The organism is Paractinoplanes polyasparticus (assembly GCF_019710575.1).
Lineage (GTDB): Bacteria > Actinomycetota > Actinomycetes > Mycobacteriales > Micromonosporaceae > Actinoplanes > Actinoplanes polyasparticus.
Genome location: NZ_JAHWFK010000007.1, coordinates 206,073 through 231,058 on the forward strand (window position 1 = coordinate 206,073; position 24,986 = coordinate 231,058).

Genomic DNA, 24,986 nt, shown 5'->3' on the forward strand with positions numbered 1-24,986 from the left:
CATGAACGAGAACGAGACCGACCCGCGACCCGCGGACGCCTCATCCGAGAGCAGCAGCCCGCAGCGGGGACAGTCTGAGGAGCCGACCGCCGCCCAGCCGGCAGTCCCGCAGGCCCCGCAGCCCGCCCCGCCGCAGGCTCCTCACTGGGGGCCGCCGGTGCCGAACGCCCCCCAGTCCGGCGTTCCGCAGTCCGCAGTTCCGCAGTCCGCAGCCCCGCAGTCCGCAGCCCCGCAGACGGGCGCGCCCCAGTGGCAGCAGTCCCACTGGCAGCAGCACGCCGGCTATCAGCAGCCCGGCTACGGCCAGCAGCAGCCGCACCCCGGCTTCCATCAGCAGCCCTACGGCCAGCAGCCCGGCTATGCCACCGGCGCCGCCTGGTCCGCTCCCGGGGGGACGCATACCCAGACGCTCCCCGGCGTCGAGGGTCAGGCCTGGCCTTCCGGCTCCGAGGGACAGCCGATCTGGGCCGCCCCCGTCGACCAGCAGCAGCCCCGGGGCAACGGGCGCGGACGCAAGATCTTCGTGGCCGGCGCCGCAGCGGTGCTGATCGCGCTGGGCGCGGGTGGTGTCGGCGCCGCCACGGCGCTGGCGTTCGACGACGACGGCACGTCCCCGTCGGTGCAGACGGGCAACTCGTCGGTCACCCGTGTGGTCGACCGCTCGTCGCTGGCCCAGATCGCCTCGGCCGTGCAAGACAGCGTCGTCTCGATCACCACCGGCAACGGTGAGGGTTCCGGCGTCGTCATCTCGACCGACGGGTACGTCGTCACCAACAATCACGTGGTGGCCACCGCCCAGGGCGACAAGGTCACCGTGATCTTCGCGGACGGCAAGAAGGCGGAGGCCTCCATCGTCGGCACCGACCCGCGCACCGACCTGGCCGTCGTCAAGACCTCCGGCCTGTCCGACCTCAAGGCGGCCACGTTCGGCAGCAGCGCCAAGATGCAGGTCGGCGACACGGTGCTGGCGATCGGCAGCCCGCTCGGCCTCGAGGGTTCGGTCACCGCCGGCATCATCAGCGCGAAGGACCGCACCATCCAGTCCAGCGGCGAGGGCGAGCAGCAGAGCCCGTTCGGCAACAACCAGCAGCAGCAACAGGGCTCGTCCACCACGATGTCGGGCCTGCTGCAGACGGACGCGCCGATCAACCCCGGCAACTCCGGTGGCGCCCTGGTCAACACGAACGGCGAGGTCATCGGCATCAACTCGGCCATCGCCACGTCGGGCAGCACCGGCAACATCGGCCTGGGCTTCGCCATCCCGAGCGACAAGGCCAAGCAGGTGGCCAACGACCTGATGGCCGGCAAGAAGGTCAGCCACCCTGCGCTGGGCGTCAGCGTGACCCCGGCCGAGAACGGCGGCGCGCTGGTCAGCAGCGTCACCCCCGGCAGCGCGGCTGCCTCGGCCGGCCTGCAGCAGGGCGACGTGATCACCTCGGCCGACGGCAAGACCATCGGCGACTCCGACGACCTGGTGGCGGCGGTCCAGTCGGGCACGGTCGGCCAGAAGATGACCCTCGACTACACCCGTGACGGCGAGAAGAAGCAGATCACGGTGACCCTGACCGAGGCCAAGTAGAGCTTTTCCCTCCGCTGCGGCGGGTGGTGCGACAAGGGGGTTGTCGCGCCACCCGCCGTACGTTTGTCCGGCGTCATTCTCCAAACAACCAACAAAACGGGGCAAATCACTGCGGGGGACTCGCCATCCAGCTTCCCGAGCGCCTAATCTGCCATTCGCATCGGCGCTCCCCCCGGCACTGAGAGGCACCAGTTGACGTACGTCGAGACCCGGATGAATGTCTGGGAGGCGCTGGCTGGTCGCGCCCCGGGTGAACCGTCCGGCCCGGCGGATCCCGGGCTCTGGGGCGCGGTCGTCGACCGGCTCAATCCGACGAGCGCGCGGCCCGTCCTGCGCGCCGGGGTCGAGTACGTGCAGCTCATCGACGCCCGTGGCGGCGACTACGTCATGCTGCGCTCGCCCGACGACGGCGAACGCGCCAGCTACCTGCGGCTCACCCCCGAGGAGTGGGAACTCGCCCTGCTCATGGACGGCGAGCACACGGTGGCCCGGCTGGTGGCCGAGTTCGCACGCATCGCCGGCCGTCTCGCCCCCGACCAGGTGCGCCGCGTGGTCGCTGACCTGGCCGGCAACCGCATGCTCGACGAGCTGCCGATGGACGCCTTCCGCCCGCTGGAGGAGCTGGCCCGCCGCCCGTTGCAGGAACGTGTCGGCAACTCGCTGCTGGCCGCCGCCCGCGGCCGCCGCATGCTCCTGGTCAACGTCGACGGCCTGGTGACCGCGCTCTACCGGGCCGGTGGCCGGCTGTTCTTCAACAAGGCTGCCGCCATCGTCACCGCCGTGCTCGCCGTGGCCGGCTTCGGCCTGTTCGTGGCGACCTGGTCGCGGGGGAGCCGCTCGCTGTTCCTCACCGGCGACTCGTACGTGGCCGGCGCCCTCACCCTCGTGCTGCTCAACCTGGTCGTGGTCGGCGTGCGCGAGTGGGCCCGGGCCATGGCGGCCAAACACTCCGGACGCGAGGTGCCGGCCGCCGGTTTCCTCGTCTGGTTCGGACTGCCCTCGCTCTTCGTCGACACCAGCGACGTCTGGATGGCCGGACGCCGCGCCCGCATTCTGGTCTCGGCGGCCGGGCCGCTGAGCGCGCTGTTCCTCGGCGGTCTGGCCCAACTGGCCGGCCTGGCCCTGCCCGCGGCGGCCGACCTGGCCTTCAAGCTGGCCTTCCTCTGCTACCTGAGCGCCTTCGTCCACCTCAGCCCGCTGCTGCCGCTCGACGGGCAGTACCTGCTGATGAACTGGCTCGAGGTGCCGCAGGTGCGCAACCGGGCGCTGGCCTGGATCAGTGGCCGGCTGCGGGGCCGCCCGCCCCACTGGGGCACGCTGGACCGCGAGGGCCGGCTGATCGCCCTCTACGGCTTCCTGGCCGTCTGCTGGGTCGCCGTCGCCCTCAACGTGGCCGTCCGCCTCTGGGAGGACAGGCTCTCGGGCCTGGCCACCGGCCTGTGGCACGACGGCCCGCTCGGCGTCTTGCTGCTGCTCGTCATCGTGCTCGGCCTGGCCGCTCCGGTGGTGTACTTCCTGCTCGGCCGGTTGACCCGGTGGTGGGCAACCTCGCGGCTGCGCCGGGCCGAGAACGACCGCGAGGCCGACAGCCCGCGCCGCCTGGCCGCGCTCCGCGCCTCGGAACTGGGTGGCCTGCCCGAACCGGCGCTGCAGGGCCTGGCTTCCCGGGCGCGCTGGGTGCACCCGCCGACCGGTCGCCAGATCGTCAACGCCGGCGGCGCTCAGCAGGCCGTCTTCGTCGTCGTCGAGGGCGCCCTCGAGGCGCGCCGGCCCGGCGACCCGCCCGGCACGATCCGCCACCACGTCGGCCCCGGCGGCGTCGTCGGCCTGGTCAACGCGATCACGGGCCGGTCCACCCAGCTCGACTGGCACACCGCCGGCACGACGCTGCTGTCGATTCCCACCGCGACCGTGGCCACCGTGGTCGGGCCGCTGCCCGGCCCGCCGCCGCACGACCGGGTCGAGGCCGAGGCGCTCTTCGCCGACACCCCCGCTCTGGCCGGTCTCGCGGCCGACCAGCGGCTCGCCCTGATCGCCTCGGCCCATCCGGTCGACCTCGACCCCGGTGCGCCGGTCATCCTGCCCGGCCCCACCCACGCCGTGGTCGTCGAGTCCGGCGTGATCGCGCTGCCCGACGGCGTCGAGCTGCGCCGGGGAACGCTGGTCGGCCCGGTCGGCGACGGCAGCCCCGGCATGGTCGCGCAGACCATCACGCCCGTACGGCTGTGGGTCGTGCCCGACGCCTCCGACCTGCCGCCGCTGGTCGGCGCCACCCACCGCCCCGGCTCGCCCATGCCGGTCGTGACAGCGAAGGGTGCGCTGCGGCCGGGATCGCCCGGCGGCGGCTCGTACCCGCCGCTCAACCTGCCGCCCGGCCCGCCCGACGGCAGTGGCAACCCCGAAGCCGACAAGCGCTTCGAGCGCGGCCTCGTCTGGCTCACGGTCGTGGTGCTGACCACGGCGCTCTTCCTCACCGGCCTGTCGTTCCGCCCCGGCCCGGCCTGGGCCGAGATGCCGGCCGACCGGGTGCTCCTCTCGGTCGACGAGGGCCTGGTCACGGCCACCCTCGACGGCTCGCCGCAGAACCTCGACGGCGGTGCGCGGCGCTACCTCGACCAGGGCGAGACGATCGAGGTCTCGTCCCGGGCCACGGCCACGCTGACCTTCCCGGGCGGCGCGACGACGCTGCTGTGCGCGAACACCCGGATCGGCGTCGGCACCCTCGCCACCGGCGGTGGCCGCGATCAGAGTCCCAAGGCCACCATCTCGCTCCAGTCCGGACGGGTGCTCGCCGGCACGGGCAGCACCAGCGGCGCCTACAAGCCGCTGACGCTGACCGTCGACCGTAGCGGCGGCCAGGTCACCAACAGCGGCGCCGCCTGGTACTCGGTGGAGCCGGCAGCGCTCACCGTCTCGCGCGGCACGGTCCAGGTCGACGGCACGCCCAGCGCGGCCACCGGCGGTCAGCTCGCGTGCGCCGACGGCGTGCCGGTCGAAGCGCCCGCCTCGAGCAGCCCCGAACCGGAGGAGAGCTTCGAGCCCTTACCGTCCGATCCGGCATCGATCAATCCGTCGATCGCCCCGAGCACGACGCCCCCGACAAGCGATACGGTAGTCACACCGTCACAGACCGCTGATCCGAACGACGATGACGAGCCGACGGCCGAGCCGACCCGCACGTTCACCCGGCCGGCGACCACCCCGCCGCCCGCCACCACCCGGCCCACCACGGCGCCGACGACGCGCCCGCCGGCGACGACTGCCCCCACCACCAGGCCCCCCGCCACCACGCCGCCGCCCACGACGCCCCCACCGCCGGAGGAGACGGAGACTCCGAGCAACCCGGAGGCGAGCCCGACCGACGACGACTGACGTGGGTGGGGCGCTGTCGCGGCGCCCCCTCGACGTCAGGAGGTTCGATGCTCTGCTGGTTCTGCGCCGAGTCGGCCCGGGCGAGCTGCCGCTTCTGCGGCCGCGGTGTCTGCGCCGAACACGCCCGGTTCGGCCCCTATCTGCTGCAGGTCAGCCGGTCCGAGACGAGGCGACGGGCGGAGGCGCTGGTGGTCGACGACGCGGTGCAGTGCGGCACCTGCCGGCCACGACCACACGCAGTGGCGATGCCGGAACTGGACTGAGCACCGTACCGTCAGTGCATGGTTCGACACGACGGCGAGAACAACCTGGGTGTGTGGTCGGAATTCGGCTCGGTGGCCGGCATGGTCGCCGGCCGCACGGCCGAGGACGTCACCGACGATGTGACCGGCGACGTGCAGACCGGTTTCGGTGACCGCCCCGACCTCGACGGCCTGCCCGACATCACGGTCGGCGCCACGATCGCCCAGGCCGCAGTCGAACTGGCCCCGCCCGAGGGCTACGACAACCGGGTGGACGCCGACGGCGACGGCACCGACGACGACGCCACCTATCTGGGGCGCCCCGACGGCGGCGTAGACATCCTGGCCGACGTGGACGGCGACGGCGAGGTCGACTTCGTCGGCGCCGACGTCGACCTCGACAACCGGGTCGACTTCGCCGACTACGACAAGGATCGCGACGGCGTCTTCGAGAAGCGCATGTTCGACGACAACGGCGACGGCTTCCTCGACCGCGCCGAGTTCCTGCCCGGCGACAGCTGACCTCACCCCGCCCAGTCGACCGGCGTGATGCTCTGGCTCAGCCAGTCCCGCCGCAGGATCCCGTACCCGATGGTGTCGTGCAGCCGGCCGTCACTGCCGGGCCAGGCCTCGCGGTAGTGCGCCTCCTTGACGAAGCCGCAGGCCCGGAACACCGCGCGCATGGCCAGGTTGTCGTTGCGGGTGGTGCCCTCGATGCGGTTGATCTCGGGTAGCAACCCGAAGAGATCCCCGACGAGCCAGCCGACGGCGGCCCGCCCGAGGCCTCGCCCCCGGCAGCCGGCGGCCAGCCGAAGGTCGAAGAGCGGCGTCCCGTCGTCCAGATCGAACGCCCGGACGAACCCGCACCGCCGCCCGTCCACGACGATCCAATGCGTACGGACGGCATCGTCGAAGTACGCCCCGGCCGCCACCCGCCGGGCAACGTCGGCCACATCGACCACGCCTCCGGAGTGAAACGGCCAGGGCTCGCTCGCCAGGAACGCCGCGAACTCGGCCGCGTCTCCCGTCCGGACCGGTTCGTACGAGATGCCCACGCTATGCACCTTATCGACCTGCTCCCCAAGCATCCGGTCCGCAAGCTCACTACTCGGCGGTGGCCCAGGTAGGTCAGAGAGGAGGTGACCTTGCCTGGAACCTCGCCCCGCTCCAACGCCCGGATGCGAACGCGGCGCTGAACTCCAACCGCTTTACGGACTAATGCGCTACAGGGGAGGCAGCCCATCCCGGAGCGCCACTACCCCGCGTCGGCGCCCAGTCGGCGCAGCCGGGGTTGTTGTTGCGGATGTAGTACTCGGCGCACCAGACGCACTCCTGGGTGACTATGCCGTCCTCACGGCAGGCCTGGGCGGCTGCCTTGCCCTCGTAGAACTCGACCAGGTCGAAGGTCACCCGGTTGTCCGTGGCCGTCCGGACGTAGGCGTACTTCGTCCGGGCAGGGCGGGCGCCGAGGGTGGGGGCTTCTTCGGGGCTCGGTCTCGGAACTTGGGTGCGGGCGCCGCGGGGATCCGGGGAACGGCTGCGGCGGCTCGGACGCCGACGCGGGGGCGGGCGGGTCGCCCAGGGTGGTCCCGGCGCAGGCGGACATGAAGAGGGTGGTCAGGGCGGACGCGATCAGGACTACGGCGCGGCGTCGCTTGGGCTGTCGGGGGGTGGGAAGGAGAATGTCCTGGCTGGCACGGGTGGGCCTTGATGACCCGGGATACCACCTGTCGGGAGCGGGACAGGGCCCAGTTCCGCCGTCAGCGGATTCGCCTACAGGGGAATCGCTGGGAGGTCGGGGCCGGGCTGGGGAGACTGGGGTACGTCGAACGGCCGGTCGGGTGACAGGTCCCGCGGCGGATGCGAGAGGGTGTTGTCATGAGTGTTGACGAGTTGACGATGCGGGGCGGCGGCGCATCCTTCGATGACCAGGTGTTCGAGCGGCTGCTCCGGGAGCGGATCATCTTTCTCGGCAGTGAGGTCAACGACGAGGTGACCAACCGCATCTGCGCCCAGATGCTGCTGCTCGCCTCGGCCGACAGTGAGAGGGACATCGCGCTCTACATCAACTCGCCCGGCGGCTCGATCAGCGCCGGCATGGCGGTGTACGACACGATGCAGTACATCAAGAACGACGTGGCGACGATCGCGATGGGCATGGCCGCCTCCATGGGGCAGTTCCTGCTCTGCGCGGGCACGCCCGGCAAGCGGTACGCGCTGCCGCACGCGCGGATCATGATGCACCAGCTCTCCGGCGGCATCGGCGGCACCGCGGCCGACATCGCCATCCAGGCCGAGAGCATGTTGCACATCAAGAACGTGATGAACGAGCGGATCGCCTTCCACTCGGGCCACACGCCCGAAGAGATCGAGGCCGACTCCGACCGTGACCGCTGGTTCACCGCCGAGCAGGCCCGGGACTACGGTCTGGTCGACCACGTGATCAGCAAGGCCAACCAGGTCACGAACACGACCTCGCTGGTCTGAGCAGCTGCGACAACGGCCGTGCGGCGGGTGCCGCACGGCCGTTGTGTCGTTTTCGGCGGTTCGGGGTAACACGAGGGCATCCCCGAATCTGCCAAGGAGGTGCTGACGTGAGGCTCCCGACGTTCTCCCGCCAGTCCACGAGCGATACCACGGAGACGCCCGAGCGACCGGCCGCGACCGGCACGGTCACCCGGCCGCACGAGGACAACACCACCGAGGTGCGTCCCGCTCCGAGCCCGGTGCGCGCCCGTCGCGACGAGCCCGACACGCTGACCGACCTGCCGCCCGCGCCGAAGCACGCGAGCCGCACCGACACGCCGCCCCCGCCTCCGGCCGCCACAACGACGGCCCGCCCGGCGCCGGCCACGACTACGGGCGGCCCGACGGCCCGCCCGACCGGTTCGGCCGCCGTCGACCACCCGGTCGCCGCCGGTCCCAAGCCGCGGGCCAGCCTGCTCGCCACCCTCGGCCTGATCCTCGCGGTGGCCTCCGTGCTGCTCGTGCTCTCCGGCCCCCTGATGGGTTACGGCCTCGGCGTCGCCGGTCTGGCCCTGGTGCTGTCGCTCAGCGGCATCCACGCCACGGGCAAGCGTCATGTGGCCGGCAAGACCGACGCCCTGCTCGGCATGATCCTCTCGCTGGGCGCGATCGTGCTCGGCGTGCTCGCGCTGACCGGTGCGCTGAGCTGGCTGGGCACCGACACCCAGCCGGTGAACACGGTTCGCGAGTGGCTCGACGCACGGTTTATCGACCGCTTCTGACGGGTATCTGACATTCGCCGACGGCGATGCGCCGGAAGCAAGGATCGGAACCGGGACTGACACCGATCAGTCCCGCCCCGGAAACGCCCGGCGGTGCGCCGGCAACACTTGATCTCGCGGGTGGCCTGGTTCAGGCCACCCGCGAGGTGCGTTTGCAACGAATCTCCGCCGAGAGCCCCGAGCACGCAATGATCGAAAGCAGCTTGCAGGGTTGAACTGAGGCCTGTGACGGTGCCGCCCGCCTAGCGTTTCAGCCATGACGACCACGGCTTCGCCGCGCCGCTACCTCATGTGCCGGCCCACCCACTTCGCGGTGACCTACCGCATCAATCCGTGGATGGATCCCACGGCGCCCTACGACAACGCGCTCGCCGTCGAGCAGTGGGAGAACCTGCGGCAGACGTACCTCGACCTGGGTCACACCGTCGAGCTGATCGAGCCGCTGCCGGGGCTGCCCGACATGGTCTTCTCCGCGAACGGCGCCACGGTGGTCGACGGTCGTGTGCTGGCCGTGCAGTTCCGCGACGCCGAGCGGGCCGACGAGGCCCCGGCGTACGCGGCCTGGTTCCGCGAGCACGGCTTCGAGGTGACCGAGCCGAAGCACACCAACGAGGGCGAGGGCGACATCCTGCTCGCCGGCGACGTGCTGCTGGCCGGCACCGGCTTCCGCACGGCGCACGCCTCGCACGCCGAGACGCAGGAGGTGCTGCGCCGCCCGGTGATCACGCTGCAGCTGGTCGACCCGTCCCTGTACCACCTCGACACCGCGCTCTGCGTGCTCGACGACACCAACGTGGCGTACCTGCCGGCCGCCTTCTCGCCCGGCTCCCAGGCCGTGCTCAAGCAGCTCTACCCGCACGCGGTGATCGCCGACGAGCAGGACGCCGCGGTGCTCGGCCTCAACGCGGTCAGCGACGGCCGTACGGTGGTCCTGCCGGTTCAGGCCACCCACCTGGCCGCCGAACTGCGGGCCGCGGGCTACCAGACCGTCGGGGTCGACGTCTCCGAGCTGCGCAAGGCCGGCGGCGGACCCAAGTGCTGCACGCTGGAGGTGCGATCGTGACGACCGTCGAGAACCGGACCCCGGCCGAACTGGCCGAGGCCGAGCGCTACACCGCCCACAACTACCACCCGCTGCCCGTCGTGATCACCGAGGGCGAGGGCGCCTGGGTCACCGACGTCGACGGCCGCCGCTACCTGGACTTCCTGGCCGGCTACTCGGCGCTGAACTTCGGGCACCGGCACCCCGGGCTGATCGCCGCCGCGCACGCGCAGCTCGACCGGATCACGCTGACCAGCCGGGCGTTCGTGCACGACCAGTTCGCCGAGTTCTGCCGCTCACTGGCCGAGCTCTGCGGCAAGGAGCTCGTGCTGCCGATGAACACCGGCGCCGAAGCCGTGGAGACCGCGATCAAGGTCGCCCGCAAGTGGGGCTATCAGGTCAAGGGCGTGCCGGACGGTCAGGCCGAGATCATCGTGGCCGCCGACAACTTCCACGGGCGCACGACCACGATCGTCAGCTTCTCGACCGATCCCGACGCGAAGGCCGACTTCGGCCCGTACACCCCGGGTTTCACCATCGTTCCGTACGGCGATGAGGCCGCGCTGCGCGAGGCGGTCACCCCCAACACGGTCGCCGTGCTGATGGAGCCGATCCAGGGTGAGGCCGGCGTGCTCGTGCCCCCGGCCGGCTACTTCGCCGCGGTGCGGGCGCTCTGCGACGAGCACAACGTGCTGCTGGTGGCCGACGAGATCCAGTCGGGTCTGGGCCGCACCGGCCGCACGTTCGCCATCGAGCACGAGGGTGTCGTCCCCGACATGTACGTGCTGGGCAAGGCGCTGGGCGGCGGCATCGTGCCGGTCTCGGCCGTGGCCGCCAACCGTGACGTGCTGGGTGTCCTCAAGCCGGGCGAGCACGGCTCGACGTTCGGCGGCAACCCGCTGGCCTGCGCGGTCGGCGGCGAGGTGGTGCGCCTGCTGGCCACCGGCGAGTTCCAGCGGCGCTCGGCCGAGCTGGGCGAGCACCTGCACGCCCGGCTGAACGCGCTGATCGGCCACGGTGTGGTCGCGGTGCGCGGGCGTGGACTGTGGGCCGGCGTCGACATCGACCCCCGGCTGCTGACCGGCCGTCAGGCGTGCGAGCGGCTCGCCGAGCGCGGCGTGCTCGCCAAGGACACGCACGGCTCGACGATCCGCCTGGCGCCCCCGCTGGTCGTGACCGCGGACGAGATCGACCACGCCGTCGACCAGCTGGCGGCCATACTTCGCTAACTGCGTTCGAACTTCCGGAGGGCCATCGTCGGCGCCTCGGCCATCACCGATTCGGGTTGGACGACGCCGCCGGTGGCCCACATCTTGGACCGGCCCACCTGGACGCCGGCGTAGAGCTCGACCACGTCCTCGGGTGCCAGGGTGCGGCTCTCCTGACGGTGCAGGGCGACCCGCTCGTCGTCGTTGACCGTGCCGCCGGGGCGCACACCGCTGCCGTTGGTGCTGATGTCCTGCACCGTCAGGTTGCCGTCGGTGCGCAGGGTGAACTGCACGTGCCCGCGGCTGATCCACTTGCGGGCGTCGTCGGTCAGCCACTGGCCGAGCATGACGCCCCGGCCGCCCTCGGGGGCCCGGCCGACCACGACCGGCTCGTCGGTCGAGACCACGAACCGGCGGCGGACGACGCCGTCGATGCGGACAGAGAGAACCTCGACCGCCGCCCGCGGGCCGGCGTCCCGCAGCTGGGCTCCGTGCCGGGGACAGGTGGGCACGCCGCCGCGCAGCGACGGCGGCGGCTGGGAGACCGGGCTGGTGTAGGTGCGCATGTCGGCGAACGGGCTGTCCGGGTCGCCGCCGGAGCCGAAGCTCGTGCAGTTGGGCTCGGGGCAGCTCCAGACCCGGGCCAGCAGGCGCTCACCCAGCGGGGAACGCTCGGCCGCCTTCGGGGGCTCGCCCCGGCCGACGCGGGCCATCAGCACCGTACTGCCGCCCTCGCCGGCGACCGCGGCCAGCAGGCGGCCGGGCTCGTCGACCCAGGGGTGCCGCTCGCTGTTGCCGCGGGTGCGGGTGAGCACCGGCAGCCCGAGCAGCTCGGCCACCTCGAAGACGCGGTCGTCGAGCTGGGGCACGACCTCGACCTTGCCGTCGTCGGCCCAGCGGCGGATGACCATGCGCTCGTTCGAGGTGAGGTCGGTGTCCGAGAGCAGGCCGCGCGGGGCCACCACGAAGACCGGCACGTTCTCTTCCGAGAGTCGCTTGCCGAGGGCGTCGACGACGAGACCGAGGCGCACCGAGCTGGCCGGGCGGCCGCCGTCGAGGTCGGCGTAACGCACGATCTCCGACAGGTCGACCACTGCGCGGGCGAGCGCCGGATCGGTGGTGAGGCGCACCTCGATGGCGTCGAGGACCTTGCTGACCTCGAATCTCACGGGTCCTCCCGGACGGTCGGCGGGTGTCTGTGCAACGGCAATCATGCCGTGTGCGCTGCGGAGGCGGTCATCACACCCCTCCGTGACGGTCCGGTTGTCCGTCGTGTCCGTTTGCCTTTCCCGGCCATCGGGAATTGACGGGGGTCACAGAGCCGGCCCATCGACGGGCCGGCCGGGCTGAAGGGACGGACATGCGGACACCACGGCTCGCGGGGCTGGGAATCGCGACGATGGCGACAGCCGCGCTGGCGCTGGCCGGCTGCGACTCCACTTCTCCGTCCGGCTCGGCCTCGGCGCCGGCGTCGGCTCCGGCCACGGGGTCGGCATCGGCTTCGGTGGGTGCGGCCGACCCGGCGGCGGTCGAGGCGCTCACGAAGGCGACCTCGCAGCTCGGCACGACCAGCTTCAAGATGACCGCCACGTCGGGGTCCGGCTTCAAGCTGACCGGCGCGGTCGACCCGGCGCAGGGTGTGGGCGAGGCCGATCTCAAGGCGACCGGGCCCAACGCCGAACTCAGCATCAAGACCCTGCTGGCCGGTCAGGACCTTTACCTCCAGGTGCCCGGTTTCACCAAGGCCGGCACGTGGACCCACGTCGACGTCGCGCGCCTGCCCGAGGGGGCCAACGTGGGCCTGCGCCCCGGTCAGCTCGACCCGGTGAACACGTCGAAACTGCTGAGTTCGGCCACTGACGTACGGTCGACCGGCGCCAACGCGTACGCCGGGACGCTCGACCTGACCAAGGCCGTCGGCCTGGCCGGCGTCTCGCAGGTCACCATCGACGAGTCGGGCGCGCAGGCCGAAAAGGTGCCGTTCACGGCGACCACCGACGACCAGGGCCGGCTGTCCGAGCTGACCATCGAGATCCCGGCCGTCAACGGTCAGGCCGCGCAGCCCCTGAAGGTGGTCTACAGCGACTACGGCGCTCCGGTGAGCGTCACCAAGCCGGCTGCCGCCGAGGTGACCGAGGCGCCCGACAGCCTCTACAACTCTCTCGGCAGCTGATCCCCAGTTCCCCAGCGATCCTCGGCGGCGGGCGTCTCAGACGTCCGCCGCCGATCTGCGCGCGGTCCAGTCGGTGCTCAACGGGCGGAACGCGGGGTGGTGCTCCTCGATCCACGAGTCGATCCGGGCCCACCAGTCGTACAGCCAGGCGACCCGCTCCTCCTCGCCGGCGGGGATCTCCTCGGGCGGGACGCTCCAGAACTTCATGACGAGCCGCTTGTCCATCGGCAGCTCCTGCCAGACGTCGGCGACGGTCACCATCCGGTCGAGCCCGGTGTGGGCCACGAAGACGACGCCGGCGTCGGGCGCCGCGTCGATCGCCGCGAACAGCCCGGCCGGCTTGGGTGGCAGCAGGTGCCGCAGATTTTCGGCACGCTCGGCGGCGTCGGCCAGACCGCGCGCCTTGAGCCGGGCGATAGCGCTGGTGCGGCGGCGCGGCGTGAAGTTCCCGCCCTCGGGAAAGATCACGAAGGCGTCGTTGTCGTCGAGGCCGGTGGCCGTCTCGCCGATCTGCTGCTCGAGGGTCGTCGTGCCGGCGCGACCGGGCGAGATGAACCTGTTCGGCAGCCGGTTGAGCAGCACGTCGACGGCCGGGTCCCATTGCAGCGTGGCCTTGAGGACGATCCGCGGCTCGCGCTGGAACCAGTTGGTCAGCGCGTGGATCAGGACGAACGAGTCACCCGGCCCGGCGTGCCGGCTCACCACGATCTCGGGCCGGCCCGGCAGCGCCGTGTCGGGGTCGGTGCCGACCACGTCGACGGTCAGGTGCAGGGCCCACTTCGCGATCCAGAACAGCAGCGCCAGGAAGCGGCCGGTCACCACGTAGTGCGCGCGCTGGAAGAAGGGGCTGCGAATCTTGAAGCCGAAGCCGGACGCGACCCACAGCGCTGCGAGCACGACCAGCGCCGTCGCGTCCCAGAGCAGATACAGGACGGCCAGCAGCACGAGCCGGGGCACCCGCAGGTGGCCGGGGACCATCGGCGAGGCCAGCAGGGCCAGCACCAGCCAGATCGGCAACGTGGTGAGCAGCGCGGCGGCCAGCACCACGACGGCGGGGGCGATGACCAGGCGGCGGACCCAGATCGGCGGCAGCGGCATCAGGGCACGTCCGGCCCGGGCTGCGGCGGGACGTTGGCGGCCAGGTAGCGACGGGAGGCGGTGTAGGCGCGGCTGATACGACGGCCCACCGCAGCCATGTCGCGGTAGGCCCAGGGGCTGTCGTCGCGGCCCTCGCCGCCGCCGGTGGGAAGGACGTGCACCCGTACATCGTCGGGCAGGGCCGCAAGCTCGCGGGCGAAGCGATGCCGCCGGGCGATCTCGAAGGCCACCTGGGCCACCTCCCACGGCCGGCGGGGAACGGCGAGCGGACGCTCCACCCGGCCCACCTGAAGGACGAAGATCAGCTTGGCGCCGATCCGCACCGCCTCGCCGATCGGGATCGAGTTGACGATCCCGCCGTCCACGAAGTGCTCGCCGGCGATCTCCATCGGCGGCAGCAGGCCGGGCACGGCCGACGAGGCCAGCACGGCGTCGACCAGCGGACCGCTGTCGAACCAGTGCTCGGCCGCCCGCTCGATGCTGGCCGCGCAGCAGTGGAACGGAACCTTCAGGTCGGCGAAGGTCGAGGCCTCACCCAGTTCGCTCTCGAGCAGCCGGCGCAGCGGCAGCGGCGAGTGCAGGTGGGTGCGGGCGGCGAAGCGGCGCAACTGCCGCCCGATCGAATCGCCGTAGACGGTGGCCGCCTCGGGCGAGGTCCACAGCCGTACGAGCCGATCGGTGACAGCCTCGTTCGGATCGGACGCCACGAGGGCGCCGTTCACCGCGCCGATCGAGGTGCCGACCACCACGTCCGGCCGGAACCCGGCGCGGAACAGGGCGCGCAGCATGCCCACCTCGACGGCGCCGAGCACGCCGCCACCGCCGAGCACGAACGCGACCGGGCTATTGACCATGGCTTCATCGTGTCATCACCGGCGCCCCGGCCGTCACGGCCGGGTCAGCAGAGGCAGCCAGATGTCGTCGACGATCCCGGTGATCACCTCGTCCGGCACCGGGCGCATCGTCATGAGCATCTCGTGCTGCAGCAGGTCGAACGGCAGGCTGACGACCCGCGCCGGGCGGGCCCGGTCGGGCACCTCGCCACGCTCGACGGCCCGGGCGACGATTGTCTCCATGCTGGTCGGCCGGCTCGGGTCACGGATCTTGTCGCGCAGCTCGCTCAGGCTGCTGCCGCTGTCGCGGAAGTACTCCATGAGCTGGACGCTGACCAGCGTGAGAACGTGCGCGCGGGCCGAGTCGGCGTTGCGCAGGGAGCCGATCGCGTCGTCGCGCAGGGCGCCGGTGTCGGGCAGCTCGATCGGCTGCGACCACAAGAACTTCGTGAGGGTGGCCAGCAGTAGGTCGTCGCGCTGCGGCCAGCGACGGTAGAGGACGGGGCGGCTGGTGCCGGCGCGGGCGGCGATCGCCTCGTACGTGAAACCGGGGTAGCCCTGCCGGATCAGCACCTCCCACGCGGCATCGAGGATCGCGTCCTCCAGCTCTGCCCCGCGCCGCCGGGTCTTTTCAAGATGCACTTGCGTATCTTATCGCCGTCGGCCTACCGTGGCCAACGTTAGATACACGCTTGCATCTTAAGGCGGTTCCGATGCCCCTGGAACGCTCTGCCGTCCGCACCTCGATCGCGGTGCTCGTGGGCGGCATCACGGTCGTCCTCGACTCGACGATCGTCAGCGTGGCGCTGCACGAACTCGCCGGCGACCTGCACGCCGGCGTCGCCACGATCCAATGGGTCAGTACGGCGTACCTGCTCGCGCTCGGCGTCGTGATCCCGGTTGTGGGCTGGCTGCAGAGCCGCCTCGGGACCAAACGGCTCTGGCTCGTGGCGCTCACGGTCTTCCTGATGGGCTCGGTGCTCTGCGCCCTCGCCTGGAACGCTTCGAGCCTCATCGCGTTCCGCGTGGTGCAGGGCGCCGGCGGCGGCCTGATGATGCCGCTCATGACGACCATGGTCATGCAGGCCGCCCGGCCCGCCGACCGCGTGCGGCTGATGTCGGTCGTCGCGTTGCCGGCCGCGGTCGGCCCCATCCTCGGACCGGTGATCGGCGGCCTGATCCTCGGCGCCGGCGACTGGCGCTGGCTGTTCCTGGTCAACGTGCCGCTCTGCCTGACCGGGCTGCTGCTCGCCTGGCGCCTGATCCCGGCCGACGAGCCCGGACGCCGGATCCGCCTCGACGCCGTGGGCCTGGCGCTGCTGTCACCGGCGCTGGTCGCGCTGCTGTGGGGACTGTCGAATGTGTCCGGTGGCGGCGGCTTCGCCCGTGCCGACGTGCTCGTTCCGATGATCGGCGGCGCGTTGCTGCTGCTCGTGTTCGTGCTCCGGGCGTTGCGCAGGCCAGGCGAGGCGCTGGTCGACCTGGACGTGCTGCGCTCGCGTCCGACCTGGGCGGCGACCGCCCTGATGTTCCTCTCCGGCGCCTCGCTCTACGGCGCGATGTTGTTGCTGCCGCTCTACTGGCAGGAAGTGCGCGGAACGGACGCGCTCGGCGCCGGCCTGCTGCTCATCCCGCAGGGTGTCGGCTCACTGCTGAGCCGCAGCGTCGCCGCCCGCCTGCTCGACCGGATCAGCGTGCGCCGGGTGTCGATCCTCGGCTTCGTGCTGGTCGGCGCGGCCACCGTGCCGTTCGCCTTCGCCGGCCCCGGCACGGCGCTCTGGACCCTGATGGTGGCGCTGTTCGTTCGCGGGCTCGGGCTCGGCCTGGTCATGATTCCGCTGATGACCGTCGCGTTCCAGGGGCTCGAACGCGAGCAGGTGCCGCACGCCAGCATCGTGACCCGCATCGCCCAGCAGATCGGCGGATCGGCGGGGGTCGCCCTGCTCGCCGTCATCCTGGCCACAACCAGCTTCGGCACCGCCTTCTGGTGGACCGTCGGCTTCACAGCCGTGGCCGTCCTGCTGTCGTTCGTCCTGCCCGGCCGCGAACAACCTTCCCCGGTCGTGGCGCCCGAGGCCACCCCGGTCGCCGTCGGCCCGAGCCATCCATGAAGCGCCGTTCTGGTTTTGAGCGCAACCGCTCACGCAGGCCGCCCGGGTGGGGCGAGCGTTCTGGGCGCGCCAGCGCCCTGCTCGTCCCACCCGGGCCCTCGGCGGGAGCAGCGATCCGCACCCACCACCCCGCTACGACATCTCGCTCTTGATCCTGTCGCTTCTGATCATTACGACAGCGACTTCAGGTACACCCCGTTCTGGTTCTGGAATTCGTAGTTGTAGAACTTGTCCCAGTTGATCGACCACGTCATCAGCCCGCGGAAGTCCGGGTTCGTGCCGCTGCGCGGGGTGTACGAGCCGCAGTTCGTGCCCCGCACCAGGCAGCCCACCGCCTGCTGCACCGCCGCCGGCGCGACGTAACCGTTGCCGGCGCTCACGGATGACGGGGCGCCGAACGCGACCTGGTCCTCGCGCAGCGCCGGGAACACGTTCGCGGTGTTGCCCGCCACCGGGAAGCCGGCCAGCAGCATGTCCGTCATGGCGATGTGGAAGTCCGCCCCGCCCATCGAGTGGTACTGGTTGTCCAGGCCCATGATGGAGCCCGAGTTGTAGTCCTGGACGTGCAGCACCGTGAGGTCGTTGCGCAGCGCGTGGATCACCGGCAGGTACGAACCGGCGCGCGGGTCCTGGCCGCCCCACGGGCCCGAGCCGTAGTACTGGTAGCCGAGCTGCACGAAGAACGTCTCGGGAGCCATCGTGAGCACGAAGTTCGCGCCGTACCGGGCCTTGAGACTCCGCAGCGCCGAGATCAGGTTGACGATGACCGGCGTGGTCGGGTTCTTGAAGTCGGTGTCGCCCGTGTTCAGCGACAGCGAGTGGCCCTCGAAGTCGACGTCGACGCCGTCCAGGCCGTACCTGTCGATGATCGTGCTGACCGAGCTGACGAACTTGTCGCGCGCGGCGGTCGTGGTCAGCTGCACCTGGCCGTTCTGGCCGCCGATCGACAGCAGCACCTTCTTGCCGGCGGTGCGCTTGGCCCGGATGGCCGCGATGAACTGGGCCTCGGTCTCGACCCCCGGGCACTCGGCGGCCGGGCAGAGGCTGAACCGGATGTCACCCGAGGTGGCCGTGGTCGGCTCGCCGAACGCCAGGTTGATGATGTCCCAGTTGTTCGGCACGTCGGCCATGCGCAGGTAGCCGGAGCCGTTGGCGAAGCTGGCGTGCAGGTAGCCGATCAGCGCGCGCTTCGGCAGGTTCGTCGCCGGCGGGGGTGTCGTGGTCGGCGGCGGAGTGGTTGCCGGCGGAGTGGTCGGCGGCGGCGTCGTGGCGGGCGGGGTGGTGGTCGGGGGCGGCGTCGTCGGAGGCGTGGTGCCGCCGCAGACCCCGTTGTCGATCCAGACGTCCCACTGCCCGCTGTGGGTGGACGGCGACTCGTTCTGCGTCCACCACTTGGCCGTGTAGTTGTGGCCGTTCTGCGAGGCGCTGTTGTCCTTGACGTAGACGGCGCTCGAGCTCCACGCCGGCGCGCAGGCGGCGGCTGCGCTGGCGCTGGAAGCGAGGTACACAGTGCCGCCACCAGCCGCAAGCACCGCGGCCAGGGCGAAGATCATCGATCGGCGCATAGCCAAGTATGAATACTGTTAAGTTTATTTGTAAATAGCCCGTGGCGCCGGATGGCGTGCGGAGGGCTGGCCGATGCTGAGATCGCCGGGCACGCCCGAAGGGGGCGCGGTATCGCGGAGCGGACGGGGTTCACGGAGGTGGAGGTGACCAAGTCACTTCTGCGGCTGGACGGAGAGCAACCGCGTTCTTCGGCAAGATGATCAGGACGTTCGGCAGCGGCGTATCGCACGAACCAGGCGCTATGGGTACCGTTGGCGACCGTGCCAGAGGGACACACCATTCATCGGCTGGCGGGGCGGCATCGCGAGCTCTTCGCGGGGGAGCGGCTCCGGGTCAGCAGCCCGCAGGGGCGGTTCGCGGGCGGCGCCGCGGAAATTGACGGGCGGCGGCTGGTCGACACCGAGGCGTACGGGAAGCACTTGTTGCACCACTATGAGGGTGACCTCAGCGTGCACGTGCATCTCGGGCTGTACGGGAAGTTCGCCGACGGGCCGTCGCCGGTGCCCGAGCCGGTGGGGCAGGTGCGCATGCGCATCGTCGGGGATTCGCACTGGCTCGAACTGCGGGGGCCCACCGCCTGCGAGGTGTTCGATCCGGCGCAGGCTCAGATGTTGCGGGATCGGCTGGGCGCCGACCCGCTGCGGGACGATGCCGACTCCCGGGCGGCGGGGGAGCGGGTGCGGGCCAGCGCCAAGGCGGTCTTCGCGCTGCTGCTCGACCAGTCGATCGTCGCCGGCTGCGGGCTGATCTATGCCAACGAGGTCTTGTTCCGGGCGGGGCTGGCGCCGACCACGCCGGGGCGGGCGATCAGCCCCGAGTGCTGGGACGAGATCTGGACCGACCTGCGCGCGCTCATGAAAGAGGGCGTGGTGCGGGGGCGGATCGACACCGTGCACACCCGGCACACGCCGGAGGCCATGCAGCGGGCGCCGCGGGTCGACCGGCACGGCGGCGAGGTCTATGTCTACCGCCGGCCGGGGCAGCCCTGCCTGGTATGCGGCACCGCGGTGGCGCGCGGGCCGTTGGCCGGGCGCAACCTCTACTGGTGTCCTAGCTGTCAGCCGGGATAGCGGGCGCCTCGGCTGAGGGCGGCGGCGGCGCGCTCGCGGGCGGGCCGGCCGGGTCGGTCTCGGGGATGCCCAGCTTGAAGTTCTCGGACAGATAGGGCAGAAGCTTTTCGTACGCGGCGATGGTGGCGGGCTGGTTGAAGTCGTGTGACAGCACGATGGCGCCGGGCCTCACCTGCTCGCGCACGCTGCCGACGACCCGCGCTACGTGCTGGGCCTCGGTCTCTTTCTCGGGGTGTTCCCAGTCGCGCGGGTCGACCTCCCAGTAGATCGACGTCATGCCGCCGGTGCCGGCCACGTCGACCAGACGGTCGGTGAAGTTGCCGCCAGGGGCGCGGAAGAACGGGATCGGCGCGCCCGGCACGGCCGCCTGGATCGCGGCGTTCGTCCGGTCGAGGTCGGCCTTGATCTGGGCCGGCTTGTCCTTACCGATTGTCAGGCTGTGGTCCCACGTGTGGTTGCAGAGCGTGTGTCCGGCGGCGGCGATCTCGCGGACGATGCCGGGGTGCCGCTGGACCTGCACGCCGACCAGGCAGAACGTGGCCTTGACCTGGTACTTGTCGAGCAGGGCGAGGATCCGGGGCGTCTGCACCGGGTCGGGGCCGTCGTCGAAGGTGAGCGCGACGACCTCGCTGCCGGTGGTGCGCAGCGACCGGCCCGGACCAGCCGTGGGCTCTTCCTTCTTCTGCCCGGCGGCTTCGGTCGCTTCCTGCTTGGGGGCCGCCGGGGACTTCGCGGGCGCGCTCGGCTTGGGCTCGGCCTTCTCGGGAGCGTCCTCCTCGACCGGTGCGGAGTCTTTCTCGTCGCTCGACTCCTCGGCCGGCGGCGGGGCGACCGGGCGCGGGGTCTTCTTCTCGGTCTGGACGCCGGCCACCGCCTGGGCGGCCGCGTTCACCGCGTCGAAGCTGTCGCGGCGTTGTTCGGCCGGCATGGCCAGCAGCAGCACGCCGATCGCGACCAGCGAGGCGAGCAGGGCGCCCTGCCGGGTGCGGCCCATGAGCAGCCAGTTCTCGATGGGCAGGGTGCCGGGGGCGCGGTGGCTGCCGGTGGTCGGCGGCCGGCCGGCCGGTGGGCGCACGGCAGCGTGCCGGCCGCCGCGGACCGGGCGCGAGTGGCGCGCGGCGCGGGGAGCGGAAGGCACGTCGGCGAGCGTGGTGAGGGCGACGCGGGGTCCGCTCCGGACACTGACGTCGGCCAGGGATTCGGGTCGCCGGTGCCGCCCGGAGGAGGGCTGCGCCGAAGCGTGACCCTGCGTCGGAATCCGGGGCGTTTGCGGCGACATGCTGCATGCCTACCGTGCCCCATGATCATGCGCGAGACCATATCGGTGGTCGTCGTGCTACCCAGAGCGATAACTGCTGGCAGCGCTCCGTAACCCTCGAACCACAAATACGGTCAAAGGCTGGCGTGTACCGCCTCGGTGGCCTTTCGGGCAGCGATCAGCACCGGGTCCCACACCGGCGCGAAGGGCGGCGCGTAGCTGAGGTCGAGCGCCGTCATCTCCTCGACCGTCATCCGGTTCCAGGTGGCGACGGCGAGGGCATCGATCCGCTTCGCCGCCTCCGCCCGGCCGACGATCTGCGCGCCGAGCAGCAGGCCGGTGCGGCGCTCGGCGATCAGCTTGACCGTCATCAGTTCGGCGCCGGGGTAATAGCCGGCCCGGCTGGTCGAGTCGATGGTGGCCGTGACGAAGGAGTAGCCGGCCGCCCGGGCCTCCTTCGACGTCAGGCCGGTGCGGGCCACCTCGAGGTCGCAGACCTTGGTGACCGCCGTTCCGATGACACCGGGGAAGGTCGCGTACCCGCCGCCGATGTTGATGCCGGCCACCCGGCCTTGCTTGTTGGCGTGGGTGCCCAGCGGCACGTGCACGGGCCCGCCGGTGAGCAGGTGGCGGGTCTCGACACAGTCGCCGGCGGCCCAGACGCCCTCGAGCCCCTCGACCCGCATGCGCAGATCGGTGCGTACGCCCTCGGTCGGGCCCAGCGGAAGGCCGGCCTCCCGGGCCAGCGCGGTGTTCGGGCGTACGCCCAGACCCAGCACCACGACGTCGGCCGGCAGCACGCCGCCCGGCGTGACCACCGCCCGCACCCGGCCGTCCTCGGTCTGCAGGCCCTCGACGCGCGTGTCGGTGACGACCTCGATGCCGAGGCCGCGGATCGCCTTCTGCACCAGCGCGCCCATGTCGGGGTCGACGGTCTTCCCCATCGGCTGCGGCGACTTCTCGAGCAGCGTGACGGTCAGCCCGCGCAGCACCATCGCCTCGGCCATCTCGACGCCGATGTAGCCGCCGCCGATGACCACGGCCCGTCGCGGCTGCGGTTCCCGGTCGAGCCAGGCGTGGATGGCCTCGCCGTCGCCGAGCGTCTGCACGCCGAAAACGCCCTCGCCGCCCGCCCGTGCCCACTCGGGCGTGAAGGGCGTCGCGCCGGCGGCGTACATCAGGTGGTCGAAGGGCTCCCGCACCTCGCCGCCGCCGTCGAGGTCGTGGACGAGCACCTCGCGCCGGTCGAGATCGATGCCGGCAACCTCGTGCCGCAGCCGCACGTCGATGCCGGCGCGGCGGTGCTCGTCGGGCGTGCGGGCAACGAGTTTCCCGGCGTCGTCGACGGCGCCGCCGATCCAGTACGGGATGCCGCAGGCCGAGTACGAGGTGTAGTGCCCCCGCTCGAACACGACAATGGACAGGTCGCTGCGGCCCAGGCGCTTGCGGGCCTGAGAGGCGGCCGACATTCCGGCGGCGTCCCCGCCGATGACGACGAGTTTCACGCCGCCAGCCTACTTTTCCGGCCGCTCCCCGCGGGTGAGCCGGGCGAACCGGTCGACGACGTCGGCCACCGAGCCGCCCTGGGCCAGGATCGCCCGCTGGCGGGCGGCGCCGGTGCCGTGCGTGCGCAGCCGCCCCATCAGCGTGGTGGCCGTCTCGAGGTCGCCGTGGCGTTCGAGTTCGGGGCGCACGTAGTCGAAGAGCTGGCGCATCAGTTTCCAGGCCGGCCGCGGCTCCCGGGTAGCCATGTCGATGTTCAGGCCTTCGAGGCCGTCATGCGCGGCCCGCCAGTGCGCGGCCATCAGCAGCGGATGCGGCACGTCGGGCGCGGGCACGCCCGCGCGCACTTCTTTCACGAGGGTGGCGACCAGCGCCCGGGCCAGGGCGGCGAGCAGCACCGCGTCGTCGGTGGTGGGCATGACGTCGCCCATGCGGATCTCGACCGTGGGGTAGCGCGCGGACAGCCGGGCGTACCAGTAGAGCATGCCCTCGTCGAGCATGGCGCCGCTCGCCTCGAGGTCGGCGATCATCGTCTCGTAGTCCTGGAACGAGCGCAGGTAGGGCGCGGGGCCCACCGTGGGCCAGCGCTCCCAGAGCATGAAGCGCCAGCTCGCGTAGCTGGTGTCCCGGCCCTTGAACAGCGGCGAGTTGACCGTGGCGGCCTGGAAGATCGGCAGCCACGGACGCAGATGGTTGAGTACCTGCACGCCGGTCTCGTCGTCGGGGATGCTGACGTGCACGTGGGTGCCGCACATGCCGGCGCCGGGGGAGAGGTCGCCGAAGCGCTCCCGCATGCGGTGGTAGCGCGGGTTGTCGACAACCCGGATTTGCCCGCCGATGGCCGGGCCGGTGCCGATCGCCAGCAGTCGCGCCCCGGCTGCCTCGGCTGCGTCGGCCACCGTGGCGCGCAGCTCACGCAGTGCTTTGGCGAGCGCGTCGAGCTCGAGCTGGGGCGGGCTGGCCACCTCGATCTGACTGCGCATGAACTCGTGCTGCACGGAGTCGCGCGTTTCGGCCGGCAGCTGGTCGAAGACCTCTTCGACTGCTTCGACCGCCCGCGGCTCGACGGCGTCCACCAGGAGGTACTCCTCCTCGACGCCCAGCGTGTGCAGATCGTCCGACTCGGCTCTCTCGGCCAGTTCGGGGTCAATGACGATCGAGTCCGAGTTGTCCATGGGCGGCATTTACCCGGTAGTTGTTCCACAGAAACTGTCCCCTCCCGGCCGGGCCCTCGGTATCCAGGGCTGTCGATGGCGGTGCCCGTCTGCGCGGGGTCAGACCTTTTAAGGATGTTTAAGGTCCGGCCCCCTGGACTTTTACTGTTAACAGTCCTAATGATTGATACATCTCATTGGGTTCGGGTGGAGGGGATGGCCATGAGGCGATCCAGATCGGTAATCCTGGCGACCGTCACGGCTCTCGTCGCCGGTGGCGCGGCGACCTACTTCACCAGCACGGCGTCGGCCGCCGCGGCCTGCGCGCCGGCGTGGAGCGCGTCGCAGGTCTACGTGGGCGGCAACACCGCGTCGCAGAACGGCGTCAACTACAGCGCCAAGTGGTGGACCCAGAACGAGTCACCGGCTACCCACAGTGGACAGTGGGACGTCTGGAAGAACGACGGCGCGTGCGGCACGACGACGCCGACCACCCCTCCGACGACGCCACCCACCATGCCGCCCACCACCCCGCCGACAACTCCGCCCACGACGCCGCCGACCACTCCGCCCACGACGCCGCCGACCACTCCGCCGTCGAACGGCCAGCTGCCGAAGCACTTCCTCACCGGCTACTGGCAGAACTTCGACAACGGGGCCGCCCCGCTCAAGCTCGCCGCCGTCCCGAACAACTACGACCTCATCGCGGTCGCCTTCGCGGACGCCACCAGCACCCAGGGCGCGGTCACCTTCAACCTCGACCCGGGCCTGGCCGCGGCGGTCGGCGGGTACACCGACGCGCAGTTCAAGGCCGACATCGCCACCCTGCACGCGCGCGGCAAGAAGGTCGTCATCTCGGTCGGCGGTGAGAAGGGCACGGTCGCTGTCAACAGCGCCGCGGCCGCCACGGCGTTCGCCGACTCGGTGCACCGGCTGATCACCACGTACGGCTTCGACGGCGTCGACATCGACCTCGAGAACGGGCTGAACCCGACCTACATGGCGCAGGCGCTGCGCAGCCTGCGGGCCAAGGTGGGAGCGAGCCTGCTCATCACGATGGCGCCGCAGACGATCGACATGCAGTCGCCGCAGTCGTCCTACTTCGCGCTGGCGCTGAGCATCAAGGACATCCTGACCGTGGTGTTCACCCAGTTCTACAACTCCGGCTCGATGCTCGGCTGCGACAACAACGCCGCCTACAGCCAGGGCACGGTGAATTTCCTGACCGCGCTGGCCTGCATCCAGACCCAGGGCGGCCTGCGCCCCGACCAGGTCGCGCTCGGCCTGCCCGCGAGCACCCGAGCCGCCGGCGGTGGCTACGTCGCCCCGACCGTCGTCAACAACGCGCTCGACTGTCTCGCCAAGGCCACCAACTGCGGCTCGTTCCGGCCGCCGGCCACCTACCCGGGCATCCGGGGCGCGATGACCTGGTCGATCAACTGGGACGTCACCAACGGCAACGGCTTCGCCAACACCGTCAAGCCCCACCTCGCCACCCTCCCCTGACCGACCCCCCTTTCTTGGAGACA

At 71.4% G+C, this 24,986-nt stretch carries 22 protein-coding genes; 12 read left to right on the forward strand and 10 right to left on the reverse strand.

Features of this window, described 5'->3' with window-relative positions; all coding sequences use genetic code 11:
• The first annotated feature begins 1 nt into the window (after nucleotide 1).
• From KXC43_RS10360 to KXC43_RS10375, 4 genes are all read left to right on the forward strand, one after another.
• Complete coding sequence (locus tag KXC43_RS10360; protein WP_221375769.1) at nucleotides 2–1,579, forward strand: S1C family serine protease; 1,578 nt, start codon at nucleotides 2–4, stop codon at nucleotides 1,577–1,579.
• A 192-nt stretch (nucleotides 1,580–1,771) separates the two neighbouring features.
• Nucleotides 1,772–4,951, forward strand: a complete 3,180-nt coding sequence (locus KXC43_RS10365; RefSeq protein WP_221375770.1) for a cyclic nucleotide-binding protein — start codon at nucleotides 1,772–1,774, stop codon at nucleotides 4,949–4,951.
• A 47-nt stretch (nucleotides 4,952–4,998) separates the two neighbouring features.
• Nucleotides 4,999–5,214, forward strand: a complete 216-nt coding sequence (locus KXC43_RS10370; RefSeq protein ID WP_184955172.1) for a hypothetical protein — start codon at nucleotides 4,999–5,001, stop codon at nucleotides 5,212–5,214.
• Between the two features lie 18 nt (nucleotides 5,215–5,232).
• Nucleotides 5,233–5,715 (forward strand): hypothetical protein, encoded by a 483-nt coding sequence (locus KXC43_RS10375; RefSeq protein ID WP_221375771.1) that lies wholly within the window; start codon nucleotides 5,233–5,235, stop codon nucleotides 5,713–5,715.
• A 2-nt stretch (nucleotides 5,716–5,717) separates the two neighbouring features.
• Here KXC43_RS10375 and KXC43_RS10380 read toward each other — a convergent pair whose 3' ends face one another.
• Together KXC43_RS10380 and KXC43_RS10385 are read right to left on the reverse strand one after the other, a co-directional pair.
• Complete coding sequence (locus tag KXC43_RS10380; RefSeq protein WP_308129030.1) at nucleotides 5,718–6,248, reverse strand: GNAT family N-acetyltransferase; 531 nt, start codon at nucleotides 6,246–6,248, stop codon at nucleotides 5,718–5,720.
• A gap of 160 nt (nucleotides 6,249–6,408) precedes the next feature.
• On the reverse strand, nucleotides 6,409–6,603 hold the full coding sequence (locus KXC43_RS10385; protein ID WP_221375773.1) for a hypothetical protein: 195 nt from the start codon (nucleotides 6,601–6,603) through the stop codon (nucleotides 6,409–6,411).
• A gap of 468 nt (nucleotides 6,604–7,071) precedes the next feature.
• On the opposite strand from KXC43_RS10385, the gene KXC43_RS10390 reads away from it, so the two are divergent.
• From KXC43_RS10390 to rocD, 4 genes are all read left to right on the forward strand, one after another.
• Nucleotides 7,072–7,680 (forward strand): ATP-dependent Clp protease proteolytic subunit, encoded by a 609-nt coding sequence (locus KXC43_RS10390; RefSeq protein ID WP_221375774.1) that lies wholly within the window; start codon nucleotides 7,072–7,074, stop codon nucleotides 7,678–7,680.
• 107 nt (nucleotides 7,681–7,787) lie between these two features.
• Nucleotides 7,788–8,441 carry a hypothetical protein gene (locus KXC43_RS10395; RefSeq protein WP_221375775.1) on the forward strand — a complete coding sequence of 218 codons (654 nt, stop codon included), beginning with the start codon at nucleotides 7,788–7,790 and terminating at the stop codon, nucleotides 8,439–8,441.
• A gap of 256 nt (nucleotides 8,442–8,697) precedes the next feature.
• Complete coding sequence (gene ddaH / locus KXC43_RS10400; RefSeq protein ID WP_221375776.1) at nucleotides 8,698–9,504, forward strand: dimethylargininase; 807 nt, start codon at nucleotides 8,698–8,700, stop codon at nucleotides 9,502–9,504.
• Nucleotides 9,501–10,712, forward strand: coding sequence for an ornithine--oxo-acid transaminase (rocD, locus tag KXC43_RS10405; RefSeq protein WP_221375777.1), 1,212 nt, complete (start codon nucleotides 9,501–9,503; stop codon nucleotides 10,710–10,712). Before ddaH ends, rocD begins: the two co-directional genes overlap by 4 nt.
• Here rocD and KXC43_RS10410 read toward each other — a convergent pair.
• Nucleotides 10,709–11,860: an FHA domain-containing protein gene (locus KXC43_RS10410; RefSeq protein WP_221375778.1), complete on the reverse strand. Its 1,152-nt coding sequence runs from the start codon at nucleotides 11,858–11,860 to the stop codon at nucleotides 10,709–10,711. The genes rocD and KXC43_RS10410 overlap by 4 nt on opposite strands.
• 191 nt (nucleotides 11,861–12,051) lie before the next feature.
• Between KXC43_RS10410 and KXC43_RS10415 the strand changes: the two genes are divergently transcribed.
• Nucleotides 12,052–12,864, forward strand: a complete 813-nt coding sequence (locus KXC43_RS10415; protein WP_221375779.1) for a hypothetical protein — start codon at nucleotides 12,052–12,054, stop codon at nucleotides 12,862–12,864.
• Nucleotides 12,865–12,900: 36 nt separating this feature from the next.
• On the opposite strand, the gene KXC43_RS10420 is transcribed toward KXC43_RS10415, so the two are convergent.
• Genes KXC43_RS10420 through KXC43_RS10430 form a run of 3 tightly spaced genes read right to left on the reverse strand, consistent with a single transcriptional unit; the run spans nucleotide 12,901 to nucleotide 15,437 of the window.
• Nucleotides 12,901–13,962 carry a 1-acyl-sn-glycerol-3-phosphate acyltransferase gene (locus KXC43_RS10420; RefSeq protein ID WP_221375780.1) on the reverse strand — a complete coding sequence of 354 codons (1,062 nt, stop codon included), beginning with the start codon at nucleotides 13,960–13,962 and terminating at the stop codon, nucleotides 12,901–12,903.
• The gene (locus KXC43_RS10425; protein WP_221375781.1) at nucleotides 13,962–14,816 is read right to left on the reverse strand and encodes a patatin-like phospholipase family protein; all 855 of its coding nucleotides are present in this window, start codon (nucleotides 14,814–14,816) and stop codon (nucleotides 13,962–13,964) included. The genes KXC43_RS10420 and KXC43_RS10425 overlap by 1 nt, the downstream gene beginning before the upstream one ends.
• A gap of 33 nt (nucleotides 14,817–14,849) precedes the next feature.
• A complete protein-coding gene (locus KXC43_RS10430) occupies nucleotides 14,850–15,437 on the reverse strand; it encodes a TetR/AcrR family transcriptional regulator (RefSeq protein WP_221375782.1) in 588 nt (195 codons plus the stop codon).
• 71 nt (nucleotides 15,438–15,508) lie between these two features.
• Between KXC43_RS10430 and KXC43_RS10435 the strand changes: the two genes are divergently transcribed.
• Nucleotides 15,509–16,906: a DHA2 family efflux MFS transporter permease subunit gene (locus tag KXC43_RS10435; RefSeq protein ID WP_221375783.1), complete on the forward strand. Its 1,398-nt coding sequence runs from the start codon at nucleotides 15,509–15,511 to the stop codon at nucleotides 16,904–16,906.
• Nucleotides 16,907–17,076: 170 nt separating this feature from the next.
• On the opposite strand, the gene KXC43_RS10440 is transcribed toward KXC43_RS10435, so the two are convergent.
• Nucleotides 17,077–18,471, reverse strand: a complete 1,395-nt coding sequence (locus KXC43_RS10440; protein WP_221376013.1) for a chitinase — start codon at nucleotides 18,469–18,471, stop codon at nucleotides 17,077–17,079.
• 261 nt (nucleotides 18,472–18,732) lie between these two features.
• Between KXC43_RS10440 and KXC43_RS10445 the strand changes: the two genes are divergently transcribed.
• Entirely contained in the window at nucleotides 18,733–19,542 is an 810-nt protein-coding gene (locus tag KXC43_RS10445; protein WP_221375784.1) for an Fpg/Nei family DNA glycosylase, read from the forward strand.
• On the opposite strand, the gene KXC43_RS10450 is transcribed toward KXC43_RS10445, so the two are convergent.
• The 3 genes from KXC43_RS10450 to KXC43_RS10460 all read right to left on the reverse strand — a co-directional run bounded on the left by KXC43_RS10450 (nucleotide 19,523) and on the right by KXC43_RS10460 (nucleotide 23,478).
• Nucleotides 19,523–20,680: a polysaccharide deacetylase family protein gene (locus tag KXC43_RS10450; protein WP_308129031.1), complete on the reverse strand. Its 1,158-nt coding sequence runs from the start codon at nucleotides 20,678–20,680 to the stop codon at nucleotides 19,523–19,525. The genes KXC43_RS10445 and KXC43_RS10450 overlap by 20 nt on opposite strands.
• Nucleotides 20,681–20,934: 254 nt before the next feature.
• Nucleotides 20,935–22,305: an FAD-dependent oxidoreductase gene (locus KXC43_RS10455; protein WP_221375785.1), complete on the reverse strand. Its 1,371-nt coding sequence runs from the start codon at nucleotides 22,303–22,305 to the stop codon at nucleotides 20,935–20,937.
• A gap of 9 nt (nucleotides 22,306–22,314) precedes the next feature.
• Nucleotides 22,315–23,478, reverse strand: a complete 1,164-nt coding sequence (locus KXC43_RS10460) for a carboxylate-amine ligase (RefSeq protein WP_221375786.1) — start codon at nucleotides 23,476–23,478, stop codon at nucleotides 22,315–22,317.
• Nucleotides 23,479–23,679: 201 nt separating this feature from the next.
• Here KXC43_RS10460 and KXC43_RS10465 point away from each other — a divergent pair, with 201 nt between their 5' ends.
• Nucleotides 23,680–24,963: a chitinase gene (locus KXC43_RS10465; RefSeq protein WP_221375787.1), complete on the forward strand. Its 1,284-nt coding sequence runs from the start codon at nucleotides 23,680–23,682 to the stop codon at nucleotides 24,961–24,963.
• The last annotated feature ends 23 nt before the right edge of the window (nucleotides 24,964–24,986 follow it).